This window comes from Halomonas sp. KG2 (genome assembly GCA_030440445.1).
GTDB lineage: Bacteria > Pseudomonadota > Gammaproteobacteria > Pseudomonadales > Halomonadaceae > Vreelandella.
Genome location: CP098528.1, coordinates 3771586 through 3791279, shown reverse-complemented (window position 1 = coordinate 3791279; position 19694 = coordinate 3771586). Strand labels below are relative to the sequence as shown.

Sequence of the window (19694 nt, the reverse complement as noted above, 5' to 3'; positions counted from 1 at the left end):
AGCAATGAGTGATGCAATGCCCACACTTAGCGATACAGACGCACTGCGGGCCGATATTTATCAGCTCTTAGCCAGTTTGCTACGCCAGGCGCCCGACGGTGAGTTATTAGCGTGGCTAGCCAGTCTAGATATTGAGCAAGACGGCAGCCGATTGGCGGAGTGTTGGTCAGCGCTCTCAAATGCTGCTGGCCAAAGCAGTGTAGAAAGCCTGCAGCGTGCCCACTTTCGTCTTCTGGTTGGCGTCATTCAGGGCGAGATAGTGCCTTATGCGTCTTGGTACCGAAATGGGGAATTAATGGAGGCAGCATTAGTTGCATTACGCCAGGACCTTCGCGCGCTGGGGTTTGAGCGTAGCGAGCATACCCGCGAGCCAGAAGATCATTTGGCTGCTATATGTGAGGTGATGGCAATGCTGATTACGTCCCAGAGCAGCGAGCAGAGCTACTTCTTCCAGCAACACATGGCTCCCTGGTCAACGCGCTGCTTTGACGACCTCACTAGAGTCGACACTGTTTTTTACGCATCGCTTGGCCAGTTAGGCGGCGCGTTTATGGAAAGCGAGCAGGCAACGTTGAGCGAAAGAGCGGCCTATCAAGCGGTGCGGATTGTGGAGCCAACGACAACCGCAACCGGCGCGGCGCGCGACGTCACACCGTGAGTGGCAGTGCGCAGTGGTAAGCGAATAATAGGGCCAGCAGGCCATGCAGAAGAATAAGGGCATGATAGAGGAGAAACCCATGCACACGTCACACAATCCTGAGCGCCGTCGGTTTATGAAAACCGTTGGGCTAGGTACCGCCGCTGCCGGTGCGGCCGCTGCAGTAGGTCACGTCACGCTAGCTCAAGCCGATAGCACCACATCGATTGAGCCTAAAAAACAAACAACGAATTACCACGAAACTGACCATATTCGCGCGTACTATGCGTCGCTGCGTGATTGACGGCAAAATGCCAGGAGAACTGCCATGCGTCTAACTCGCAAAACCAATACTGCCAACGCTTCAGGGCTTGGAATCTCCCGTCGTCAATTTTTAAAGCGTAGTGGCGTCGCCACCGGTGGCGTAGCAGCTGCGGGCTTTATGGGCGCGCCGATGATGCAGCGCGCCGAGTCGGCGAATAAAACCCCTGTACTAGACTCACCCGTTGAGACCAAACGCACCATTTGTTCCCACTGTTCGGTGGGCTGTGGTGTCTATGCAGAAGTTCAAGAAGGCATTTGGACAAAACAAGAGCCCGCGTTTGACCACCCGATTAACCGTGGTGCTCACTGTGCCAAAGGAGCCTCGCTACGCCAGCATGGTCACTCTACCCGTCGCCTAAAATACCCCATGAAGCTAGTGGCGGGTGAATGGCAGCGGCTGAGCTGGGACGATGCGGTTAATGAAATAGGCGATAAGCTGCTTGAACTGCGTGACGCCTATGGCCCAGACAGTGTTTACTGGCTTGGCTCGGCCAAGTTTAATAACGAGCAGGCGTACTTGATGCGCAAGCTGGCCTCCATGTGGGGCACCAATAATACCGATCACCAAGCGCGAATTTGTCACTCCACCACCGTGGCAGGTGTTGCTAACACCTGGGGTTACGGTGCGATGACCAACTCGCTCAATGATATGCAGAACAGCAAGGCGATTCTGTTCATCGGCTCCAACCCGAGTGAAGCTCACCCGGTCGCGATGCAGCATATTCTCATTGCTAAAGAGCGTAATAACTGCGACATCATCGTCGCGGATCCGCGCTTTACGCGTACCGCAGCAAAAGCCAATAAATACGTACGCCTGCGCCCTGGCTCGGACGTTGCCTATATCTGGGGCTTGTTGTGGCACATCTTTGAGAATGGCTGGGAAGACAGCGAATATATCAGCCAGCGTGTTTACGGTATGGATGAAGTGCGCGCAGAGGTGGCTCAGTTCACGCCGAGTGTCGTGGAAGACATTACTGGCGTACCGGAAGCGGACATGTTCGATGTGGCCAAGCGGCTTGCTAACAATCGTCCGGGCTGCGTGGTCTGGTGTATGGGCGGTACCCAGCACACCACCGGTAACAACAATACTCGCGCGTACTGCATTCTAGAGCTGGCGCTGGGCAATATTGGTAAGTCCGGTGGTGGTGCCAACATTTTGCGGGGCCACGATAACGTACAGGGTGCTACCGACCTTGGTCTAGGCTGTGACTCGCTTCCAGGTTATTACGGTTTGGCTGAAGGCGCATGGCAGCACTGGTCCCAGGTGTGGGATGTCGATTATGAGTGGCTAAAAGGTCGCTTTGACGATACCGAGTACGCTGATGGAAAACCGATGTACTCCAGCGGTATTACCGTATCCCGCTGGGTAGATGGTGTACTGGAAGAGGATGAAAATATCTCCCAGCGCACCGCGCTAAAAGCGATGTTCTACTGGGGGCACGCGGTCAACTCGCAAACCCGCGGCGTGGAAATGCAAAAAGCCATGCAGAAGCTTGAGATGATGGTCATTGTTGACCCTTATCCCACGGTTGCCTCGGTGATGCATGACCGCTCTGATGGTGTTTATCTGCTGCCTGCAGCGACCCAGTTTGAAACTACCGGCAGCGTGACGGCCACCAACCGCTCTATTCAGTGGCGCGATAAAGTTATTGAGCCGCTATTTGAATCAAAGCCTGATCACGAAATTATGTACCTATTTGCCAACAAGCTTGGCTTTGGTAATGAGTTCGTGAAGAACTTTGAGATGAACGGCAGCGAGCCGCTGATTGATGACGTGTTGCGTGAAATCAACCGTGGCATGTGGACTGTTGGCTACACCGGCCAAAGCCCCGAGCGCCTCAAAGAGCACCAGAAAAACTGGCATACCTTCAGCTTTCAGAACTTGCGTGCCCAAGGTGGCCCTGCCGACGGTGATTACTACGGGCTGCCGTGGCCGTGCTGGGGCACACCAGAGTTTAATCACCCTGGCTCACCCAACCTCTATGACACCAGCGTACCGGTAATGGAAGGCGGTATGGGTTTCCGTGCCCGTTTTGGTATTGAGCGCGACGGCGTTAACTTGCTGGCGGAGGGCTCTGCGCCAGTAGGTGGCGAGATTGATGATGGCTACCCCGAGTTTACCGACCAACTGCTTAAAGACCTCGGTTGGTGGGATGACCTGACTGACGTTGAGAAAACGGCCGCAGAAGGTAAAAACTGGAAAACCGACCTCTCAGGCGGTATCCAGCGGGTGGCGATTGATCGTGGTTGCGCGCCTTATGGCAACGCGAAAGCGCGCGCCGTGGTATGGACTTTCCCAGATGCAGTGCCGAAACACCGCGAGCCGCTATACACCACCCGCCGCGATCTGGTCGAACGCTATCCCACCTGGGACGACTTTGACTCAATTATGCGTCTGCCCACGATGTACAAAACCATCCAGGACCGCGATAACAGCGCTGATTATCCGATTATTCTCACGTCGGGTCGATTGGTCGAATACGAGGGAGGCGGTGAAGAAACGCGCTCTATGTCGTGGCTAGCCGAGCTACAGCAAGAGATGTTTGTCGAGATGAACCCCGCGGATGCTAATGACATTGGCGTACGTGATGGCGACGACGTATGGGTTGAGGGTGCAGAAGGCGGCAGAGTGAAGGTGAAAGCCTTGGTCACGCCTCGGGTTGATCGCAAGGTTGCCTTTATGCCGTTCCACTTTGGCGGCATGTTCCAAGGCGAGAGCTTGCGGGATCGTTATCCGGACGGGTCTGCCCCGTACGTCATTGGTGAAGCGGCTAACACCGCCACCACCTATGGCTATGATCCGGTGACACTGATGCAGGAAACGAAGTGCACCATCTGCCGAATTGAGCGGGCTTAAGCCAATAACGTCTCGACCGACCTGATAGAGCCCAGCGTGGGTCAATGCCCGCGCTGGTGAGAGGAGAACACCATGGCTCAAATGAAATTTATGTGTGACGCCGAGCGCTGCATCGAGTGCAACGGCTGTGTCACCGCCTGTAAAAATGCCAATGATGTGGAGTGGGGTATCCAGCGTCGCCGGGTGGTCACACTCAACGACGGCGAAGCGGATGAGATGTCGATTTCAGTGGCTTGTATGCACTGTGACGATGCGCCATGCATGGCGGTATGTCCGACGGACTGCTTCTATAAAACCGACGATGGCATCGTGCTACACGATAAAGACCTGTGCATTGGTTGTGGCTACTGCCTATATGCGTGCCCCTTTGGCGCACCGCAGTTCCCACAACAAAATGCATTTGGCGAACGCGGAAAAATGGACAAGTGCACATTCTGTGCAGGCGGCCCAGCAGAGAGCAAAGAGGAGGAGTACGAGAAGTACGGCTCCAATCGCATCGCGGAAGGCAAGCTGCCGCTATGTGCGGAAATGTGCTCTACCAAGGCCCTCCTAGCGGGTGATGCGCAAGATGTTGCCGATATCTTCCGTCAGCGTGTCGTTCATCGTGGCCATAAAGATGGTGCTTGGTCGAATAACCCCCAGGCCAGTACTGACAACCTTGCCTACGATGCTGCCCGTAAAGGGTAAGGAGGCGTGTCATGACAACGATGACCACGGCCACAATGACACCAGAGGCGCCTGCGCTAGCCCTCTGGGTAAGGGCGTTTTTCCAGCGCTGTTGGCGTATCGGCATCCTGTTACTGCTGCTGGCTGCCAGTCTCGGCATGTCCCAGCTAGCGGTTGCCCAGGCTGACACAGACCGCGAGATGGTGACCGCTGCTCCAGGTATCAGTGCAGATCAGTGGCGTCAGGTGCGCAGTGGCGAAACAGGGCCTAACTATCGCGATTCGCGCTTTGACAGTAACTACAGTCTGATCAATTCGAGTGGCGAAACTTGGCGGCAGATCCGTAACCGTTGGGTGTCGCCGTTTGGTTTGATTGCGATTGGCGGGATGATCGTGGTGATTGCGCTGTTCTACTTTATGGTTGGGCGCAAACATCTCGATGAGCCGCGCACAGGGCGCAAGCTTTTGCGCTGGTCGTTGCTAATGCGTTCGCTACACTGGACCGTCGCCACCCTGTTTATCACCTTGGCGTTAACAGGGTTGAATCTGTTGTTTGGTAAGTTCGTGTTCCGCACGCTGTTTGGCGACGCCGTTTGGGCATGGATGACCTCAGCTTCCAAAGTGCTGCATAACTATCTTGGCCCGATATTCGGTGTGCTACTCGTTGTACTGTTAATTAGCTTGCTGAAAGACAATATTCCTAAGAAGCATGACTGGGTATGGTTTAAAAAGGCAGGTGGATTAACAGGCAAGCACCATCCTGACGCGGGTTTTGCCAACGGTGGCGAAAAAGCGTGGTACTGGCTATTAGCCACTGCTGGCTTGGTGGTGATCGCGAGTGGTTTTGTGCTCGACTTCCCCAACTATGGTCAAGGCCGCGATACCATGCAGTGGGCCAACATCATCCATGCGGTGGGTGCGCTTGGGTTGACGGCTGTCGCGCTAGGCCATATCTATATTGGGACTGTCGGTACGGAAGGCTCATTGGAAGGTATGACCACTGGCTATGTCGATGAAACCTGGGCCAAAGAGCACCACAACTTGTGGTACGAGGAGGTCAAAGATACAGCTATGAGCGAAGAGGAAATCGCGGCACAAAAAACGGACAGCAGTAGTGGCGATGTTTCCGCTACCAAACCTAGCTAGCCGGTTCGCTTAATTGCCACTCGACACCGCCTTCGGGCGGTGTCTTTTGTTATGCTGCTCTAAAGTTACTTGATAAGAGGATCGCCAATGTCAGCGTTTAATGAATTTGACCAAACGACGCGTACAGAGCTAGAAGCCGCCGCGTTTCGGCGTTTGTTACAGCATTTAGACGACAATAAGGATGTGCAGAACATCGATCTGATGATTCTGGCGGATTTTTGCCGCAACTGTTTATCGAAATGGTTGGTGTCTGCCGCTGAATCGCGGAATGAAACTCTCAGCTACGAAGAAGCCCGAGAGTATGTATACGGCATGCCCTATAGTGAATGGAAAGAGCTCTATCAGCCGCCTGCGACTGCCGAGCAGAAGGCTGCCTGGGAAGCGCACCATGCTAAAAAGAAAGCAGCCAAATAGAGATAACGCTAATGAGTGAGCCAATGGTACCTCTTAACGTCGCCGTGCTTACGGTCTCTGATACACGCACGGATGAGACTGACCGCTCCGGCCAGGCGCTGGTGCAGCGTTTAACCGAAGCTGGGCACACCCTGGCAGAGAAACGCATCGTGCCGGATGACGTTTACCAAATTCGTGCGGTAGTCGCCCAGTGGATTGCCGACGCAAACGTACAGGTGGTGATTACCACGGGCGGTACAGGTTTTACCGGGCGAGACTCAACGCCGGAGGCTGTATCGGTACTGCTGGATAAGCGTATCGAAGGCTTTGGCGAGCGCTTTCGCCAACTAAGCGGCGATGAGATTGGTAGCTCGACCATTCAAAGCCGTTGCCTCGGCGGCTTAGCCAACGCTACGGTGGTCTTCTGCCTACCGGGTTCAACCGGCGCCTGTCGTACTGGTTGGGACGGCATTCTGGCCGAGCAGTTGGATAGCCGTCATAAGCCTTGTAATTTCGCCAACCTGGTTATCCCAGGCCGGGGGCAGCATGGCTGAGCTACAGCCGATAAGTGCCGCGCTTGAAGCGCTACTGGCCGACGTAAGCCTTGTTGGCACCGAGAGCGTTCCGCTTGAGGCCGCTGCTGGGCGTGTGCTGGCCGAAGCCGTTACCGCTCAGTTGGACGTCCCGCCGTTTGATAATAGCGCAATGGATGGCTATGCACTGCGTGCCAGTGATGCGGGCAAGTGGTTGCCTATCAGCCAGCGTATTGCGGCAGGCAGCCCTGCAGCGCCGCTGGCGGAAGGCAGTTGCGCACGGATTTTTACCGGCGGTGAAATCCCCCCAGGGGCCGACTGCGTGGTCATGCAAGAGCGCGTCGAAGTTGCGGATAATCAAGCTCTGATGCCTACCGACATACCCAGTGGAGACAACATTCGCCTTCAAGGGCGCGATGTGCGCCGAGGTCAACCACTGTTGGCGGCGGGCGAGCGGCTCGAAGCGGCGGCGTTGGGCCACTTGGCAGGCCAGGGCGTTACTGTGGTAAGTGTACGTCGCCGTCCTCGCGTTGCGCTGCTCTCTACGGGTGATGAGATTATTGATCCAGGCACGCCGTTAAAGCCAGGTCAGCTGTATAACTCCAACCGGCCGATGCTGAAGAGACTGTTAGAGACGTTTGGCGCGGAGGTGGTCCAGCTAGTGAGTGTGCCGGACGATTTCGACCAGACCGTTGCGCTGCTCACAAACGCAGCGGCGGACGCCGATGTGGTGGTAAGTACGGGTGGGGTTAGCGTGGGTGAGGAAGACCATGTAAAAGCCGCGCTTGAGTCGCTGGGCCAGTTGGATATGTGGAAGCTGGCGATTCGCCCAGGAAAGCCGCTGGCGCTGGGCCGTTTGCCACGCGAAGACGGCAGTGAGGCGCGCTTTGTAGGACTGCCGGGTAACCCTGTTTCTGGGTTTGTGGGCGCGTGGTTGTTTTTACGACCGTTGATGGGTGCGTTACTGGGGTGTTCGGCGTTGAACGCCTTACCTACGCTGACAGCCTCCGCTAACTTCACGACTCAGACTGGCCCGCGCCAGCACTATATGCGTGTTGCGCTACGTTTTAGCGAAGCGGGCATCATCGCCGATGCGTTTGAAGACCAAAACTCTGGCGTGCTGTCATCCTGTATTAGTGTAGATGCGTTAGCGGTGATTGATCCGCACCAGCAGGTAGAAAAAGGCACGTTGGTTCGCTGTTTATGGTTGCAGCGTTAGCGCTGCGCCATCAAATAACAAACGTACCGTTTGGTTGGCCATCGTTAAGCCTCGTAGGGCGGGGCTGACGTGGCGTGCGGCAATTAAAGAAGGTAATGGAAACAGCTCCGTTATCGGTGTGTGTGCTAAGACGACGTCACCAGTAACGCCTAACTGCCAAGCGCCGTTGGCATCCTGGAGGGTGAGCCATTGGGTAGGCGCTACGCTCAACAATGGCGCGTTAAGCAACAGGCACTCGGCATTCGCGCAACGCGGTAGGTGGGCCGATTTCGCTAACCCCGCGACGTGGCGTGCTTCGATGGCGGCGAGCGTATGACCAGCACTAAATAACACTAAAGCAACATGGGTCGCTGCGTCTAAGGAGAGATTCGGCGCGCCAATTGTCATGGGTTTACCCAAGGCCTTGTTGATAGGCGTTGAATAAAGCATCTGGATCCAACAGGGCAATGGCCGAGCTGCCTGCTGCTACAGAATCGTCGTTAGCCTCTTCTTTGCCGCTCTCTGCTGGCGTTACATCAGGTTGCCAGAGGGCGCTCACATAAGGCATTAGTTGGCTGGCGAGGGTGTCCGGTGCCGGTTTCAGTGCGCTGATCGGGATGTCGCAAACATCCTCTAAATAATCGATACGAACGGCACTGCGAATGCCCGCAGCGGTCACGACTAACAGCATGCCCGTTTGTTCCGAAGGGGGGAGACCGAGAAGTGCCTGTAGGGTCACCACCGATTCAATGTTGCCGCGCAAGTGAATCACACCTTCCGTAGAAGCAGGCAAGCCAGGCACGAAATAAACCGGTTGATCACCATTCAAAATTTCATTGACCGCACTGCCGGGCAAAGCGAACCGTTGCTCCGCCAGGCGAAATAACACCAACTGCTGGCAAGGTTCGTCCACGTCAATAATCGTGTCATCGTTACTCTGACGTGCTAGTGCCTCTTCGAGCGAAAGAGACTGGTTGTCACGCTGTTGATGGGTGTTGGTCATTGTTTTTTCACACCGGGTTGCTTCGGTTGTGCTTTTCCTTTTGCGCCGTTCTCGTTATTAATGACTACTTGATTACGCCCCTGCCGTTTCGCTAGGTAAAGTGCTTGGTCCGCGCTTAGGCGTAACGCTTCAGTGGAAGGCTGGCTGGGGAAACTGCTAATGCCGGCACTGAAGGTACAGCGAAAGCGCTCTCCGCCAGCATGAAAATCTACCTGTTCGAAATCGTGGCGCAGTTCGTCAATAAGTTCGGCTGCGCGCTTTGCGGTGACCCCTTTTAGCAATACGACAAACTCTTCACCGCCATAACGCCCGATGATATCGGATATGCGCAAGCGGGTTTTTAGCAGCCGTGCTAGCGTGATAATGACCTGGTCACCCGCTAGGTGGCCGTAGGTATCATTGACCGTTTTAAAATGGTCAATGTCGAGCATGGCCATCGCATGTTGGCTACCTTCACGATATGCCTGAGCAAGTGTTTTACCGATAAGATCCGTCGTGGTGCTGTGGTTATAAAGCCCTGTCATGCTGTCCTGGGTCATCAGCGAGCGCAGTAGATGCAGGCGTTCGGCACGAAGCCGTACCGCAGACACGAGCTCGTCAGGGGTAACCGGCTTGGTAATGAAGGCTTCTACGCCTGCCGTCATGGCCAATAGCTGCTTTTGGCTGTCTGTTTCACTAGATAGATAAATAATGGGCAGGCCAATATGCGCGGATTGCTGGCGGATAATTGTCGCTAGCTCTTCACCAGAACATACCGGCATATACATATCAATTAACAGTAAGTCAGGGCTAAAGCGGTCCAAAGCGCTTAGCGCGTCAGCAGGGTGATGCACCTGCTGAACAATCATACCGGCTTCTTCAAGCATCAATGAGTGGTAGCTGGCAGCGTCGGGTTCATCATCGACTACCAACACGCGCAACGGTTCTTCATCCAAGGGGCTAGTGAGTTCGTCGATAGCTAACATTAGATCCAGTGGCTTAATGGGCTTGGTAAAGTACCCATTACAACCAGCTCGAACAGCACTCAGTCGTGAATAAAAGTCACCATAGGACGACAGTACAATGGAGGGCAGCCGCTCTCCGATTAATTTATTCAGGCTGGTCAGCGTTTCAGTACCTGCGGTGTTACCTTGCGGAAACTGAACATCCATGATGACCGCGTCGGGGCGGCGGGTAATGACCGCATTAAAAAATGACTCTGTGTCTTCAAAATGGACCACTTCATGCCCAAAACAGCGAAGATGATGTAGCAACTGGTCGACTTGGTCGGGCTCATCGTCACATAGATAAATAAGCCGCTGACGTTTATTGCGTGTCTGTGGCGCTACTGATGAGAATTCGACGCTGTTGAGTGATGCCAGTACGGTTTGCTGGCCATGCAGTGACTGTAAGTACTCTATCTCTTCACTGAGCTGCTGGAAAAGCTCTGAAATCAGGCTGTTAATGTCATTAATAGCCTGGTCATCAAAAGCATGGCTGGCAGAAGGCGGCGTCGCCTTGAGTAGTTCTTCGCCTTGATCTGCCAACATGGCAATTCGTTCAAAGCCCAATGAGCGGCCGGTCCCTTTTAAGCTATGGAAAAAGCGGTGAAGCTCCGGGGCTAGGCGTGACTCTGCCTCCGCTGAAAGCCGGCTTTGTTGCCACTTTGTTGCGGTTTTCTGTAAACGTGCTGGTAGCTGTTCAATAAAGCGTTGGCGCAGCTGGTTCAGCTTTTGTTGCAATGTCGGGGCAGATGGTGACATCAGACTACCTGTTCATGTGGGCGAACGGTGCGCTGTAATACAAATGGCAAACGTTCAACCGTTGAGCGCTTGAGTCACGGCATTGCCTAACGTGGATTCTAGCTCCGCATCTTTTTGCAGGCAGGCGTTTAAACCAGGCGTCTGCATAAGGGTTGAACTAGGTGAGTCGCCGGTGAGCAGAATAAAAGGCAAGGTAACGTCTTGTTCACGCAACATTTCCAAGAATTCTATCCCATTGATGAGCGGCATATGCATGTCGCTAACAATAAGCGCGATATTGTCCAAGCTATCCAACAGCTGTGTGGCCTCCATGGCATCATTGGCCATGACCGTTGTATAGCCCTGGAACTCTAGCAGCGTTGCTGTCATTTCACAGGCCAACGGGTCGTCATCTACGATCAATATTTGCATGATTAACCTCCGTCATGGCGCGTGCTTAGCCGAGTAGCGCTTTTAGCGTATCCACCAAATTGTTCTGATCAAAGCTGCCTTTGACAATATACGCGTCGGCGCCTACTTCAATGCCGCGCCGACGGTCTGCTTCTTTTTCTCGTGAGGTGATAATGATAATCGGCTTATAACGATAAATCTCATTTTCTCGCAGACTTGCAGTGAGCGCAAAGCCATCCATGACCGGCATTTCAACGTCGGTGAGTACTGCATCAAACGAGTCAGCCAGGGCCTTGTTCAGACCATCACGGCCATTTTCTGCCAGGGTGACCTGATATCCCCAAGCTTCTAAGACATCTTTTTCAATTTCTCGGGTGTTCAGAGAGTCATCGACGACGAGTATACGATGTGTCTGGGGCGCTTGATCCGTTTTAGCTAGTGCTTTCGGGGCATAGCGGCGCGAGTGTTCCAGCAGCGTCGGCACGTGTAATAGGCTAACCAGCGTATTGCGCCCTAGCGTGACCATGCCAGAAACCAGTGGTAAATGGCGCAAATGCGTGGGCAACGGCTTAATTACCATATCGCGTTCATCCACCAAGGCATCAATAATTAGCGCCAGTTTTTGATGACGTTGATGTACGACAAGTAACAGTAAGTTGTCAGCATCAGTGGGCGCATAGGGTAGGTCTAACAATTCCGCAAGTGAAACGACCGGCACGAACTCGTTGCGCAGGATCAGTGTTTTTTGCCCGGCAGCATCAATAAAGTCCGTTGATGCATGCTCTACAAGCTCTGACACATAAGGTGCTGTTACACCTAGCGTGACAGCGCCCACGTTGATCAGGAGAACGCGCATCATGGCTAGCGATAAAGGCAGGCGCAGGGTAAAACAGGTGCCTTTGCCTGGATGGCTGGTTAGACGTAAATCACCGTTGAGCTCGTCAATCACTGTTCGCTTGACGACATCCATCCCCACGCCACGACCTGAAAAGTCGGTAATCAGGGGTTTGGTTGAGAAGCCGGGTAAGAAAATAAGCTCTAAGGTTTCCTGCTCGGTTAGGGTAAGCAGCAACTCTTCACTGAGTAGTTGCTTGGAGAGTGCCTTTTGCCGTACCGCATCTAGGGAAATGCCCGCGCCGTCATCACGCATTTCAATCACTACCCAACTGCCGTCTTGCCATGCCTCTAGCGATAACTGCCCCCGTGTAGGCTTGCCTGTTGCCTGTCGCTCACCGGGAGTTTCCAGGCCATGGTCTAACGCATTCCGCAGTAGATGAATTAGCGGGTCCGAGAGGCGATCTATCATCTGTCGGTCCAGCTCAATCTCACTGCCGTGAACACGGCAATTGACTTGTTTGCCTAGCGAATGGGCAAGGTCTCTGGCCATTTGCGATAAAGGGTCAAACACCACGCTCAGCGGTAGCATGCGCATTTGCAGAGCTCGGTCATGGAGATCGCTCATTAGACCGTCGTGGGAAAGCACGCTGTCCTTCAGCTCGCGGCTAAAAGCGTTAAAGGGGGCCTGCTGATCTTTGGGTAACGAGGCGCCAAGGCTGCGTGCCTGTTCTACGAGTGAGTGTAGATGGTGGTGCCCTGATAACACTTCCCCCATCAGGCGAATAACGTCATCTAGGCGGTCAAGACGCACGCGTACCGTGTCTGTTAAGCGTAGCTCTTGAGCCGGAAGAGCAGGGCTTTTCATTGCCGGTGGTGCCGCGTTGGGGGCTGCTTTCTCGGCTTTATCGTCCCCGGATACGGTTGTTTTAGGAGAGGGAGCGGGGGACGACTTCCCCGCCGCGGCGTTTTCCAGGGCTTGGCAAAGCTGATTATCGGCTTCCGCTAGCTCTGCTGGAGAAACACCTTGGGCAAGTTGGCTAACTAGGTCAGACAGCGCGTCCGTGGCTTGATTAAGGAGGCACGTGACATCAGGTGAAGCGGTTTGTGCCCCATCGCGTAGTGCGCTTAGCAGCTCCTCTGTACTGTGAGCGATCGCCGTAATGGGCGTCAGCTTTAGCATGCGCGATGAGCCTTTTAGCGTATGTGCCGCACGAAATAGCTCATTGATACGTTCTTGATGGGAATCGCCTTGCTCTAGCGCCTCAATGCCCTCCCTTAAACGAGGTAAGTGGTCTGATGCTTCTTCAATAAAGCGCTGAATAAAGCGTTTAATATCCAGTGCCATTAACCCACTCCCTGTGTCGTTGTCTGTGCACTAAGGTGGCAAGTTGCCAAAAAGTAGGCATCCCCCGGAGGAATAGGCGGCGCAATGACGCTCAATCCACCATCCGCCTGTTTTGACGCATCCAGTAGGCGAATAACCGCTGCATAGCCACGCTCTCGTTGTCCGGGAGCATCACTAAGCTCGCCTAGTCGGAAAAGCTCAGCTTGAAAAAAGTGAGCTGGCCAGCACTCAGGAGCAACGTAAATGGCTCGCTTAAAGTAGTCGTAAGCGTCAGCAAAGTTCTGCTGCCAGCGAGCCACTAAACCTGCCAGCAGTAACGCATCGACACTCCAAGGTTGTTGCACTAGAAGGTCAGAAAGTAGCGCGGCTGCTTCTGAAAATGCGTTCTGGTTCAGTAAATGATGAGCTTGCTGCAAAGCCGCGTTAAACGATGTCATCGGCTGTTTGTGCTCAGGTTCTTTCTCAGATTCTTTCTCAGGTTCATTCTCAGGTGGTTGAGGAGGCATCTCTGACAACACCGGTGGGGCTGGCAACACATCGTCGCGATAGGGTGGCTCATCATTGGCAGGTAAGGCGTGGGGCAGGGTGCTCTCTTGGAAAAAGAACACTCCTTGAGCCTGATTCAGTTCCAAAATGCCCAGGTCGTTGCCTAATGTTTCCGTGACGCCGCACATCAAAACGCCATGAGGTTCCAGTAGCTGCTTCAGGTGGCGCTGTATATCGCGCCGGGTCGATTCATCAAAATAGATCGATACGTTGCGAAATAAGATGACGTCGAAGGGGCCAAGCTTGTCTGCGTTTGGCTGCAATACATTGAATGAACAAAAGGTGACCCAGTGGCGAAGCGCATCATCTATTTTGAAGCGTCGGCCCTCTGGGTGAAAGTAGCGATGTTTTAGCGCAGGGCTCAGCGCCCGAAACGACATGCCGCTGTAAATGCCTTTTTGGGCTTTACTAAGAACCTGCTGATCAACATCTCCCCCTGTGATATGAAAGAGTTGCTTGGCGCGCTCTCCGTAGCGCTCAAACAGTGCAATAGCAACACTGTAAGGCTCTTCACCCGAAGAACATCCGGCGCTGAAAATAGCCAATGGCTTACCTTTTTCAGCCAGCCGCCGCGGGAGGTAGGTATCGGCTAACCAGTGAAGCGCTTCTGGCTCCCGGTAGAAGTAGGTTTCGTTCACCGTTAACTGACTAACGAAGCGATCAAACATCGCTTCGTTTTGCTCTAGTTGCGCAATGAGCATCGAGGTGTCGTTAATATCGGTGTCTGTTCGCAGTGCCTCCACTGCCTTAACGAGACGAGCTTCAGCGAGGCCCTCTAAGTGCAAACCGCAGCGGCGATGCACCAGATCCTTGAATGGCGTCAGCGAACTCATAGCGATTTTGTCCAGGTAGACAACCGTTGCCCACGGGTCTCGCGAATGAGCCTGGCAGGGAGTTCATCAAGGGAAACAACATGCTGGATAACGCCGGCACTAACCGCTTCTTGGTTCATGCCATAAATAACCGAGCTGGCTTCGTTTTGGGCAAAGGTACAGCCTCCCGATAAATGAATAGCGCGCATGCCGCTAACGCCATCACGTCCCATGCCCGTTAAAATCACTCCAATAGCCTCTGGGCCATAAACATTAGCGACGCTCGTTAACAGTGCATCGCAGTTGGGATGATAAAGCGAATTATCGGGACTCTGCTGTAGTTGAAGGCGGTGGGAGGGCGTGACACGCAAGTTGCGTTCCGATGGCGATAGATAAACAAAGCCTGGCTTTAGCGGTTCACCATGCTGAGCAACGCAAACTGGCATTGAACAGAGCGATGTCAGCCAGTGCGCCATGCCTTCAATAAAGCCATGGCTGATATGCTGGGCAATCACCACCGGTGCAGGAAAGTTGGTCGGCAGCTTGCTAAGTAAATGGGCGAGTGCCTGCGGCCCACCGGTTGAGCAAGCAATGGCGATAATACGCTGGAAAGCTTTCGGCCTATTATGGCGATCAACAGGCGGTGTGCTTACCGGTGCAACGGGCATGGCAGAGGTTGATCGGCGCCGTAGGCGAGTAATAACGGCCACTCCCGAAAGAAGCCGGACACGCGCGAGTAGTCGTTGTGCGTCTTCATCATCAAGAGTTGGCTTCTGCATCACTTCTAGCGCGCCAACATCGAGCGCCCGGTAGGCCGTTTCGGCATCAGAGCGATCGCTTACCACCAGGATAGGAACCCCTTTGGTATGCATAATTTCTTCAATGGCGCTGAGACCGTCCATGACCGGCATATTCAGATCCATTGTGATCAACTGCGGCGATAAACGGTGGGCAAGTTCTACTGCTTCACGCCCGTTGGTGGCTTCACCAACAACCTCAATGTCGCCATCGCGGGTGAGGATGTCGCGCAGCACGTCACGTGCCAGTTGGCTGTCGTCCGCCATCACTACCCGAATTACACTCATCGCAGCGTCCTCACGAAGGGCGTTGGTGGTTTGCATCCTGTTGAGCCAATGTAAACTCCTGCACCAGCGCATTTAACTCTGCCGACATGTCGATCATATCTTGGCTGATCTCGGTAATGCTGCGTACTGACTGTGCATTACGTGAGCTGGCTGTATCAATATCGCGCAAAGCAATAACCACCTGGTTGCTAGCAGTTTTCTGCTGCTGGGTTGACAGTGATATTTGCTGCGCTGCGCTACTGGTTTGGCTCGCCGCTTTGAGTAGTGCATCCAGGTCTTGAGCGGTATTAATACTGACCTCAACGCCTTTCTCTATCGAAGACGCTCCCTTTTCAGAGGCGACAACTAAACGATTGATCGCATTTTGAATTTCTTCGGTGTGGCCTTCTATCTCTTGGGTTGAGTCAGTAACACTATCCGCCAAACGACGTATTTCGTTTGCAACAACAGAGAAACGGCGACCTGACTCGCCCGCACTTGATGCCTCTAGTGCGGCATTAAACGCAATCAGTTTAGTTTGCGCAGCAAGGGTATTGATCAGCTCCATGACCTTGCTGATTTGTTTAGACTTAGCGCCCAGTGCCATGATTTCTGTCAAGCTCTGTTCGCTGTCGCTGCGAATATCCTGCATTTTTGACTGCAGCAGTTGCATCGCTGTGCTGCCCTTACGGCTGCGTTCAAGCGTTTGATTGGCTACTTCTACCACAGATTGCGAATGATCAGCGATTTGTGTGGATGAGGTTGAAAGCTCCTCCATGGTCGAGGTTATCTCAGCCACTGACGAGGCCATTTCTTCTACAGCGGCGGCCATCGTCTGGTTCGCTTCATGACTAATGTCCCCGCCTTGAATGCCCGACAGGCCCGCCGTTTGGGCTAAGCGATCGGCCACTTGAGTGAGTGCCAGTGCGTTGTTGGAAACCGCCATAATGGTTCGAGATAAGCGTGCTAGCAGCTCATTAGTCTGATTCGCTAAATCGCCAATTTCAGCCTGATCATCGGTGTCTACGCGGCGGGATAAATCGAGGCTGTTGGTAATCTCTTTAAGTTGGCGTTGAAGGCGAGTTAAGGGGCGGATCAAGCTGCCGGTAAGTGGGTATAAAATAATTAACCCGCCTAAAAGGATCACAAGCCCGAAGCCCGTCGATGCAAAAAATCGTTCTCTGATGGAGCTTAAATACTCCTCTTTAGAAACTTCAATCATCAAGTAGCGCTGCAGCTCGGGTAGCCAGCGGGTGGAGACTAAAAAGGTATGATTATCACGTTGGATTTCGTGTACACGAAGTTCTTTCTCATCTTGCAATAGGCTGGCTGATTCCTGGCTTTGAAGAGCAGCCAGTGACGTTTCGTCACTGCGAATAAGTAGCTCCCCTTCCGCATTGAGTAACGCGGCGCGTCCGGTTTCGCCGAGTCGAAAGTCTTCAATTAGCTGCGCCAATCGAGAAAGATCTAGCCCCGCACCAGCAACAATAAGAGGGCGGCCATTGAGTGCCTGTTCACGACTACGGAAATTTAAAAAGACGAACGCTTCTTCAGGTGAAAAAGTATCGCTGTCTAGGTTTAGATTATAAGCAGTACCGCTATCGGTAAACTGATAGTACCAGTCATCATCGCCGCCTGGCGCTTGTAGCGTCCGCTCTAGAAACTCTCCATCGCGGTACTGGAAGTAGTAGCCGCGTCCTTGATATTGAGCCGCGATAAACAACAGTTCGGTGTCGAGCTGTTCCATCAAACGTGACAAATAGCGCATGACGTCCGGCTGGTCGGTGTCTGGCATCCCGTTGCGCACCCACTGCTCAATGAAGTAGCTGTCGGCTAGGCTTTCTGACAACGCTAGCGCTGGGCTCAACCTAAGCGTTAGCCGGGTGGCAAGGCTCTCTACCTGAGTAGGCAGCTCTTCGTTTAGCAAGTTTTCCAAGCGCGCCTGGCTATGCGAGCGGGCCTGTAGATAAAGCGCTAGCAACATAGCCAGTGCCAATACCGTTCCAAATGAGATAAACAGTCGTAACCGTAATGGCAAGGATTTCCAACGCGCTGTCATTATCGCTTCTGCTCCAAGTTAACTGGTGACGCTAGTAAGTAGGAAAGTGCTAACACTGATTGCTTAGCGTTAAATAACGTTACAAGAAGCCTATCATATGACGATTTCAGCGGCTTTTATGAAAGCTGTCCAGTTTTCTCATTAACGCTACGTCACGCGACAGAAAAATGCTGTGGTAAAGGTGCTGCACTTTGCGATGAAATTAAGCGTGATGAGTGGTCGCCAGGGCAACAGCATTGTGACATGGACTGTGCAGCTTGATCCGTATGACTTAGCTCTTATGACTTAGCCCTTATGGCTTAGCCCCTCCTTCCATAGTGACCAACCACCGTAGCGACTTGTAAAAAGAGTGCCAAGGTAGTAAAAAACCGTCTTATTTATTCTTTGTTGCTACTAAAGAATAATAGTTGAATCGTTTCATCTCCTTAGAATGCCAGCGCATATTGGTAATTTTACCTACATTCACTGCGTCGCCTGCCGATAAGCGACTACTCCCAAGGACCTTCCCATGCATGCCCTAACGCTGGCATCGTTTCTCTTTTTTACTGGCCTGGTGGCCTTTGTTACGTGGCGCATTACGCGCAGAGATGACCACCGAAGTACGAGTGGCTATTTCTTAGCCGGAAGGACACTAACCTTTCCACTAATAGCCGCCTCGATGCTGATGACCAATCTCTCAACCGAGCAGATGGTTGGGTTAAACGGTTCCGCGTTTACCGATGGTCTGAGTGTTATGGCCTGGGAAGTGATTGCGGTGATCGCTTTGGTAGCACTGGCACTGTTTTTCCTACCGCGCTTTCTTAAAAGTGGAATTGCAACGCTTCCACAGCTGTTAGCAATCCGTTTTGATAACGGTACTCAGCTGATTGCCAACGTAATTTTCTTGATTGCTTACGCTGTTGTGCTGTTGCCTATCATTCTCTATTCAGGGGCTATTGGTTTACAGGGCATGCTTGATCTTCAAGGGCTTACCGGCATTCAGTCGAGTACGGTGCTGCTGTGGGCCACTGTCTGGACGGTTGGCATCATCGGCGCGGTCTATGCGCTGTTTGGTGGCCTGCGTACGGTAGCGGTCTCAGATACCTTGAATGGCGTCGGTCTATTGATCGGGGGCTTTGTCATCGTTTATTTCGGCCTTCAGGCAGTGAGCAATGGCAGTGGCATCATGGAAGGCTGGAGCATTCTGAAAGAGAGCGATCCGAGTAAATTTAACTCGGTAGGTGGTCCTGAACAGCAGGTGCCGTTCTCAACGATTTTTACCGGCGTCCTGTTGCTACACCTGTTTTACTGGACGACGAACCAGCAAATTATTCAGCGCACCTTTGCGGCAAAAAACCTCGCAGAAGGCCAAAAAGGCGTGTTGCTGACCGGCTTCTTTAAACTGTTAGGCCCGCTCTATCTGGTGCTGCCGGGGATCATTGCTTACCACCTTTACGCCGACCAAGGCGTTCGCGCGGACGAAGCGTATGGCCACTTGGTGTTTAACGTGTTGCCGCCTTATCTCACAGGTTTTTTTGCGGCGGTGATGGTTGGGGCGATTCTCTCCTCGTTTAACTCGGCGCTAAACAGTACCACCACGATTTTCAGCCTGGGTATCTATAAAGGTGTGCTGAAAAAAGATGCCACTGAAGAAGAGGTCGTGAAATCAGGCAAGGTATTTGGTTGGATTATGGCCGTAACGACCATGATTATTGCGCCGCTGTTGGCAGGCCAGGATAGCCTATTTGGCTACCTGCAGAAGATGAACGCGATTTACTTTATCCCTATTTTAGCGGTTGTTCTGGTGGGGCTTCTGACCAAACGCGTGCCTCCCATGGCGGCTAAAGTAGCGTTGGTTGGGGGCTGTTTGCTGATCGCTGCAGGCTATTTTGTTCCGCCGTTTAACAAGCTGCCGATGGTGATGCATGAGTTCCACTTTGTCGCCGCTGTGTTCGTGCTGTTGGTTGGCGTGATGCTGATCATTGGTAAGCTGCGTCCTCGCGCCACCGCCTGGGTGCAAGAAGATTCGGGCGATGTCGATCTCACTCCTTGGAAGGGCGCTGTGCCAACCGGCATTGTGCTTGTGGTATTAGTGGTGATTATGTACGCCTCGTTTGCAGGCTGACCACCGCTAACACAACGCAGATATTGTCACTGACGCCCC

The 19694-nt window shown here is 53.2% G+C and carries 17 protein-coding genes; 9 read left to right on the top strand and 8 right to left on the bottom strand.

Annotation, left to right across the window (positions count from 1 at the left end):
- The first annotated feature begins 4 nt into the window (after positions 1–4).
- From NDQ72_17490 to NDQ72_17455, 8 genes are all read left to right on the top strand, one after another.
- Complete coding sequence (locus tag NDQ72_17490) at positions 5–658, top strand: molecular chaperone TorD family protein (GenBank protein WKD27809.1); 654 nt, start codon at positions 5–7, stop codon at positions 656–658.
- A gap of 79 nt (positions 659–737) precedes the next feature.
- Positions 738–941 (top strand): twin-arginine translocation signal domain-containing protein, encoded by a 204-nt coding sequence (locus NDQ72_17485; GenBank protein WKD27808.1) that lies wholly within the window; start codon positions 738–740, stop codon positions 939–941.
- 24 nt (positions 942–965) lie between these two features.
- Positions 966–3818 carry a molybdopterin-dependent oxidoreductase gene (locus NDQ72_17480; GenBank protein WKD27807.1) on the top strand — a complete coding sequence of 951 codons (2853 nt, stop codon included), beginning with the start codon at positions 966–968 and terminating at the stop codon, positions 3816–3818.
- 72 nt (positions 3819–3890) lie between these two features.
- On the top strand, positions 3891–4505 hold the full coding sequence (gene fdh3B, locus NDQ72_17475; protein WKD27806.1) for a formate dehydrogenase FDH3 subunit beta: 615 nt from the start codon (positions 3891–3893) through the stop codon (positions 4503–4505).
- Between the two features lie 11 nt (positions 4506–4516).
- Positions 4517–5629 (top strand): formate dehydrogenase subunit gamma, encoded by a 1113-nt coding sequence (locus NDQ72_17470; GenBank protein ID WKD27805.1) that lies wholly within the window; start codon positions 4517–4519, stop codon positions 5627–5629.
- An 87-nt stretch (positions 5630–5716) separates the two neighbouring features.
- Positions 5717–6043: a DUF1244 domain-containing protein gene (locus NDQ72_17465; protein WKD27804.1), complete on the top strand. Its 327-nt coding sequence runs from the start codon at positions 5717–5719 to the stop codon at positions 6041–6043.
- A gap of 11 nt (positions 6044–6054) precedes the next feature.
- Positions 6055–6576, top strand: a complete 522-nt coding sequence (gene moaB, locus NDQ72_17460; GenBank protein ID WKD27803.1) for a molybdenum cofactor biosynthesis protein B — start codon at positions 6055–6057, stop codon at positions 6574–6576.
- Positions 6569–7774 carry a molybdopterin molybdotransferase MoeA gene (locus NDQ72_17455; GenBank protein ID WKD27802.1) on the top strand — a complete coding sequence of 402 codons (1206 nt, stop codon included), beginning with the start codon at positions 6569–6571 and terminating at the stop codon, positions 7772–7774. The genes moaB and NDQ72_17455 overlap by 8 nt, the downstream gene beginning before the upstream one ends.
- Here the strand turns inward: NDQ72_17455 and NDQ72_17450 are convergent.
- Genes NDQ72_17450 through NDQ72_17415 form a run of 8 tightly spaced genes read right to left on the bottom strand, consistent with a single transcriptional unit; the run spans position 7757 to position 17551 of the window.
- Positions 7757–8161: a hypothetical protein gene (locus NDQ72_17450; GenBank protein ID WKD27801.1), complete on the bottom strand. Its 405-nt coding sequence runs from the start codon at positions 8159–8161 to the stop codon at positions 7757–7759. The two genes, NDQ72_17455 and NDQ72_17450, sit on opposite strands and share 18 nt — an antisense overlap.
- Positions 8162–8165: 4 nt before the next feature.
- Positions 8166–8756, bottom strand: coding sequence for a chemotaxis protein CheW (locus tag NDQ72_17445; GenBank protein ID WKD27800.1), 591 nt, complete (start codon positions 8754–8756; stop codon positions 8166–8168).
- Entirely contained in the window at positions 8753–10498 is a 1746-nt protein-coding gene (locus NDQ72_17440; GenBank protein WKD27799.1) for a diguanylate cyclase, read from the bottom strand. Before NDQ72_17440 ends, NDQ72_17445 begins: the two co-directional genes overlap by 4 nt.
- Positions 10499–10552: 54 nt before the next feature.
- On the bottom strand, positions 10553–10909 hold the full coding sequence (locus NDQ72_17435) for a response regulator (GenBank protein WKD27798.1): 357 nt from the start codon (positions 10907–10909) through the stop codon (positions 10553–10555).
- 25 nt (positions 10910–10934) lie between these two features.
- Positions 10935–13070, bottom strand: a complete 2136-nt coding sequence (locus tag NDQ72_17430) for a response regulator (protein WKD27797.1) — start codon at positions 13068–13070, stop codon at positions 10935–10937.
- The gene (locus tag NDQ72_17425) at positions 13070–14449 is read right to left on the bottom strand and encodes a protein-glutamate O-methyltransferase CheR (GenBank protein WKD27796.1); all 1380 of its coding nucleotides are present in this window, start codon (positions 14447–14449) and stop codon (positions 13070–13072) included. Before NDQ72_17425 ends, NDQ72_17430 begins: the two co-directional genes overlap by 1 nt.
- Positions 14446–15513, bottom strand: coding sequence for a chemotaxis-specific protein-glutamate methyltransferase CheB (gene cheB, locus NDQ72_17420; GenBank protein WKD27795.1), 1068 nt, complete (start codon positions 15511–15513; stop codon positions 14446–14448). Before cheB ends, NDQ72_17425 begins: the two co-directional genes overlap by 4 nt.
- Positions 15514–15523: 10 nt before the next feature.
- Positions 15524–17551, bottom strand: a complete 2028-nt coding sequence (locus NDQ72_17415; protein ID WKD27794.1) for a methyl-accepting chemotaxis protein — start codon at positions 17549–17551, stop codon at positions 15524–15526.
- A 508-nt stretch (positions 17552–18059) separates the two neighbouring features.
- On the opposite strand from NDQ72_17415, the gene NDQ72_17410 reads away from it, so the two are divergent.
- The gene (locus NDQ72_17410; GenBank protein WKD27793.1) at positions 18060–19655 is read left to right on the top strand and encodes a solute:sodium symporter family transporter; all 1596 of its coding nucleotides are present in this window, start codon (positions 18060–18062) and stop codon (positions 19653–19655) included.
- The last annotated feature ends 39 nt before the right edge of the window (positions 19656–19694 follow it).

What these genes read in the sequence shown, in the direction of transcription:
- NDQ72_17490 (WKD27809.1), top strand. Translation starts at nt 5, where the DNA reads ATGAGTGATGCAATGCCCACACTTAGCGATACAGACGCACTGCGGGCC.
- NDQ72_17465 (WKD27804.1), top strand. Translation starts at nt 5,717, where the DNA reads ATGTCAGCGTTTAATGAATTTGACCAAACGACGCGTACAGAGCTAGAA.
- NDQ72_17410 (WKD27793.1), top strand. Translation starts at nt 18,060, where the DNA reads ATGCATGCCCTAACGCTGGCATCGTTTCTCTTTTTTACTGGCCTGGTG.
- NDQ72_17425 (WKD27796.1), bottom strand. Translation starts at nt 14,449, where the DNA reads ATGAGTTCGCTGACGCCATTCAAGGATCTGGTGCATCGCCGCTGCGGT.
- NDQ72_17485 (WKD27808.1), top strand. Translation starts at nt 738, where the DNA reads ATGCACACGTCACACAATCCTGAGCGCCGTCGGTTTATGAAAACCGTT.
- NDQ72_17415 (WKD27794.1), bottom strand. Translation starts at nt 17,551, where the DNA reads ATGACAGCGCGTTGGAAATCCTTGCCATTACGGTTACGACTGTTTATC.
- NDQ72_17440 (WKD27799.1), bottom strand. Translation starts at nt 10,498, where the DNA reads ATGTCACCATCTGCCCCGACATTGCAACAAAAGCTGAACCAGCTGCGC.
- NDQ72_17445 (WKD27800.1), bottom strand. Translation starts at nt 8,756, where the DNA reads ATGACCAACACCCATCAACAGCGTGACAACCAGTCTCTTTCGCTCGAA.
- fdh3B (WKD27806.1), top strand. Translation starts at nt 3,891, where the DNA reads ATGGCTCAAATGAAATTTATGTGTGACGCCGAGCGCTGCATCGAGTGC.
- NDQ72_17430 (WKD27797.1), bottom strand. Translation starts at nt 13,070, where the DNA reads ATGGCACTGGATATTAAACGCTTTATTCAGCGCTTTATTGAAGAAGCA.
- NDQ72_17480 (WKD27807.1), top strand. Translation starts at nt 966, where the DNA reads ATGCGTCTAACTCGCAAAACCAATACTGCCAACGCTTCAGGGCTTGGA.
- NDQ72_17435 (WKD27798.1), bottom strand. Translation starts at nt 10,909, where the DNA reads ATGCAAATATTGATCGTAGATGACGACCCGTTGGCCTGTGAAATGACA.
- cheB (WKD27795.1), bottom strand. Translation starts at nt 15,513, where the DNA reads ATGAGTGTAATTCGGGTAGTGATGGCGGACGACAGCCAACTGGCACGT.
- moaB (WKD27803.1), top strand. Translation starts at nt 6,055, where the DNA reads ATGAGTGAGCCAATGGTACCTCTTAACGTCGCCGTGCTTACGGTCTCT.
- NDQ72_17470 (WKD27805.1), top strand. Translation starts at nt 4,517, where the DNA reads ATGACAACGATGACCACGGCCACAATGACACCAGAGGCGCCTGCGCTA.
- NDQ72_17450 (WKD27801.1), bottom strand. Translation starts at nt 8,161, where the DNA reads ATGACAATTGGCGCGCCGAATCTCTCCTTAGACGCAGCGACCCATGTT.
- NDQ72_17455 (WKD27802.1), top strand. Translation starts at nt 6,569, where the DNA reads ATGGCTGAGCTACAGCCGATAAGTGCCGCGCTTGAAGCGCTACTGGCC.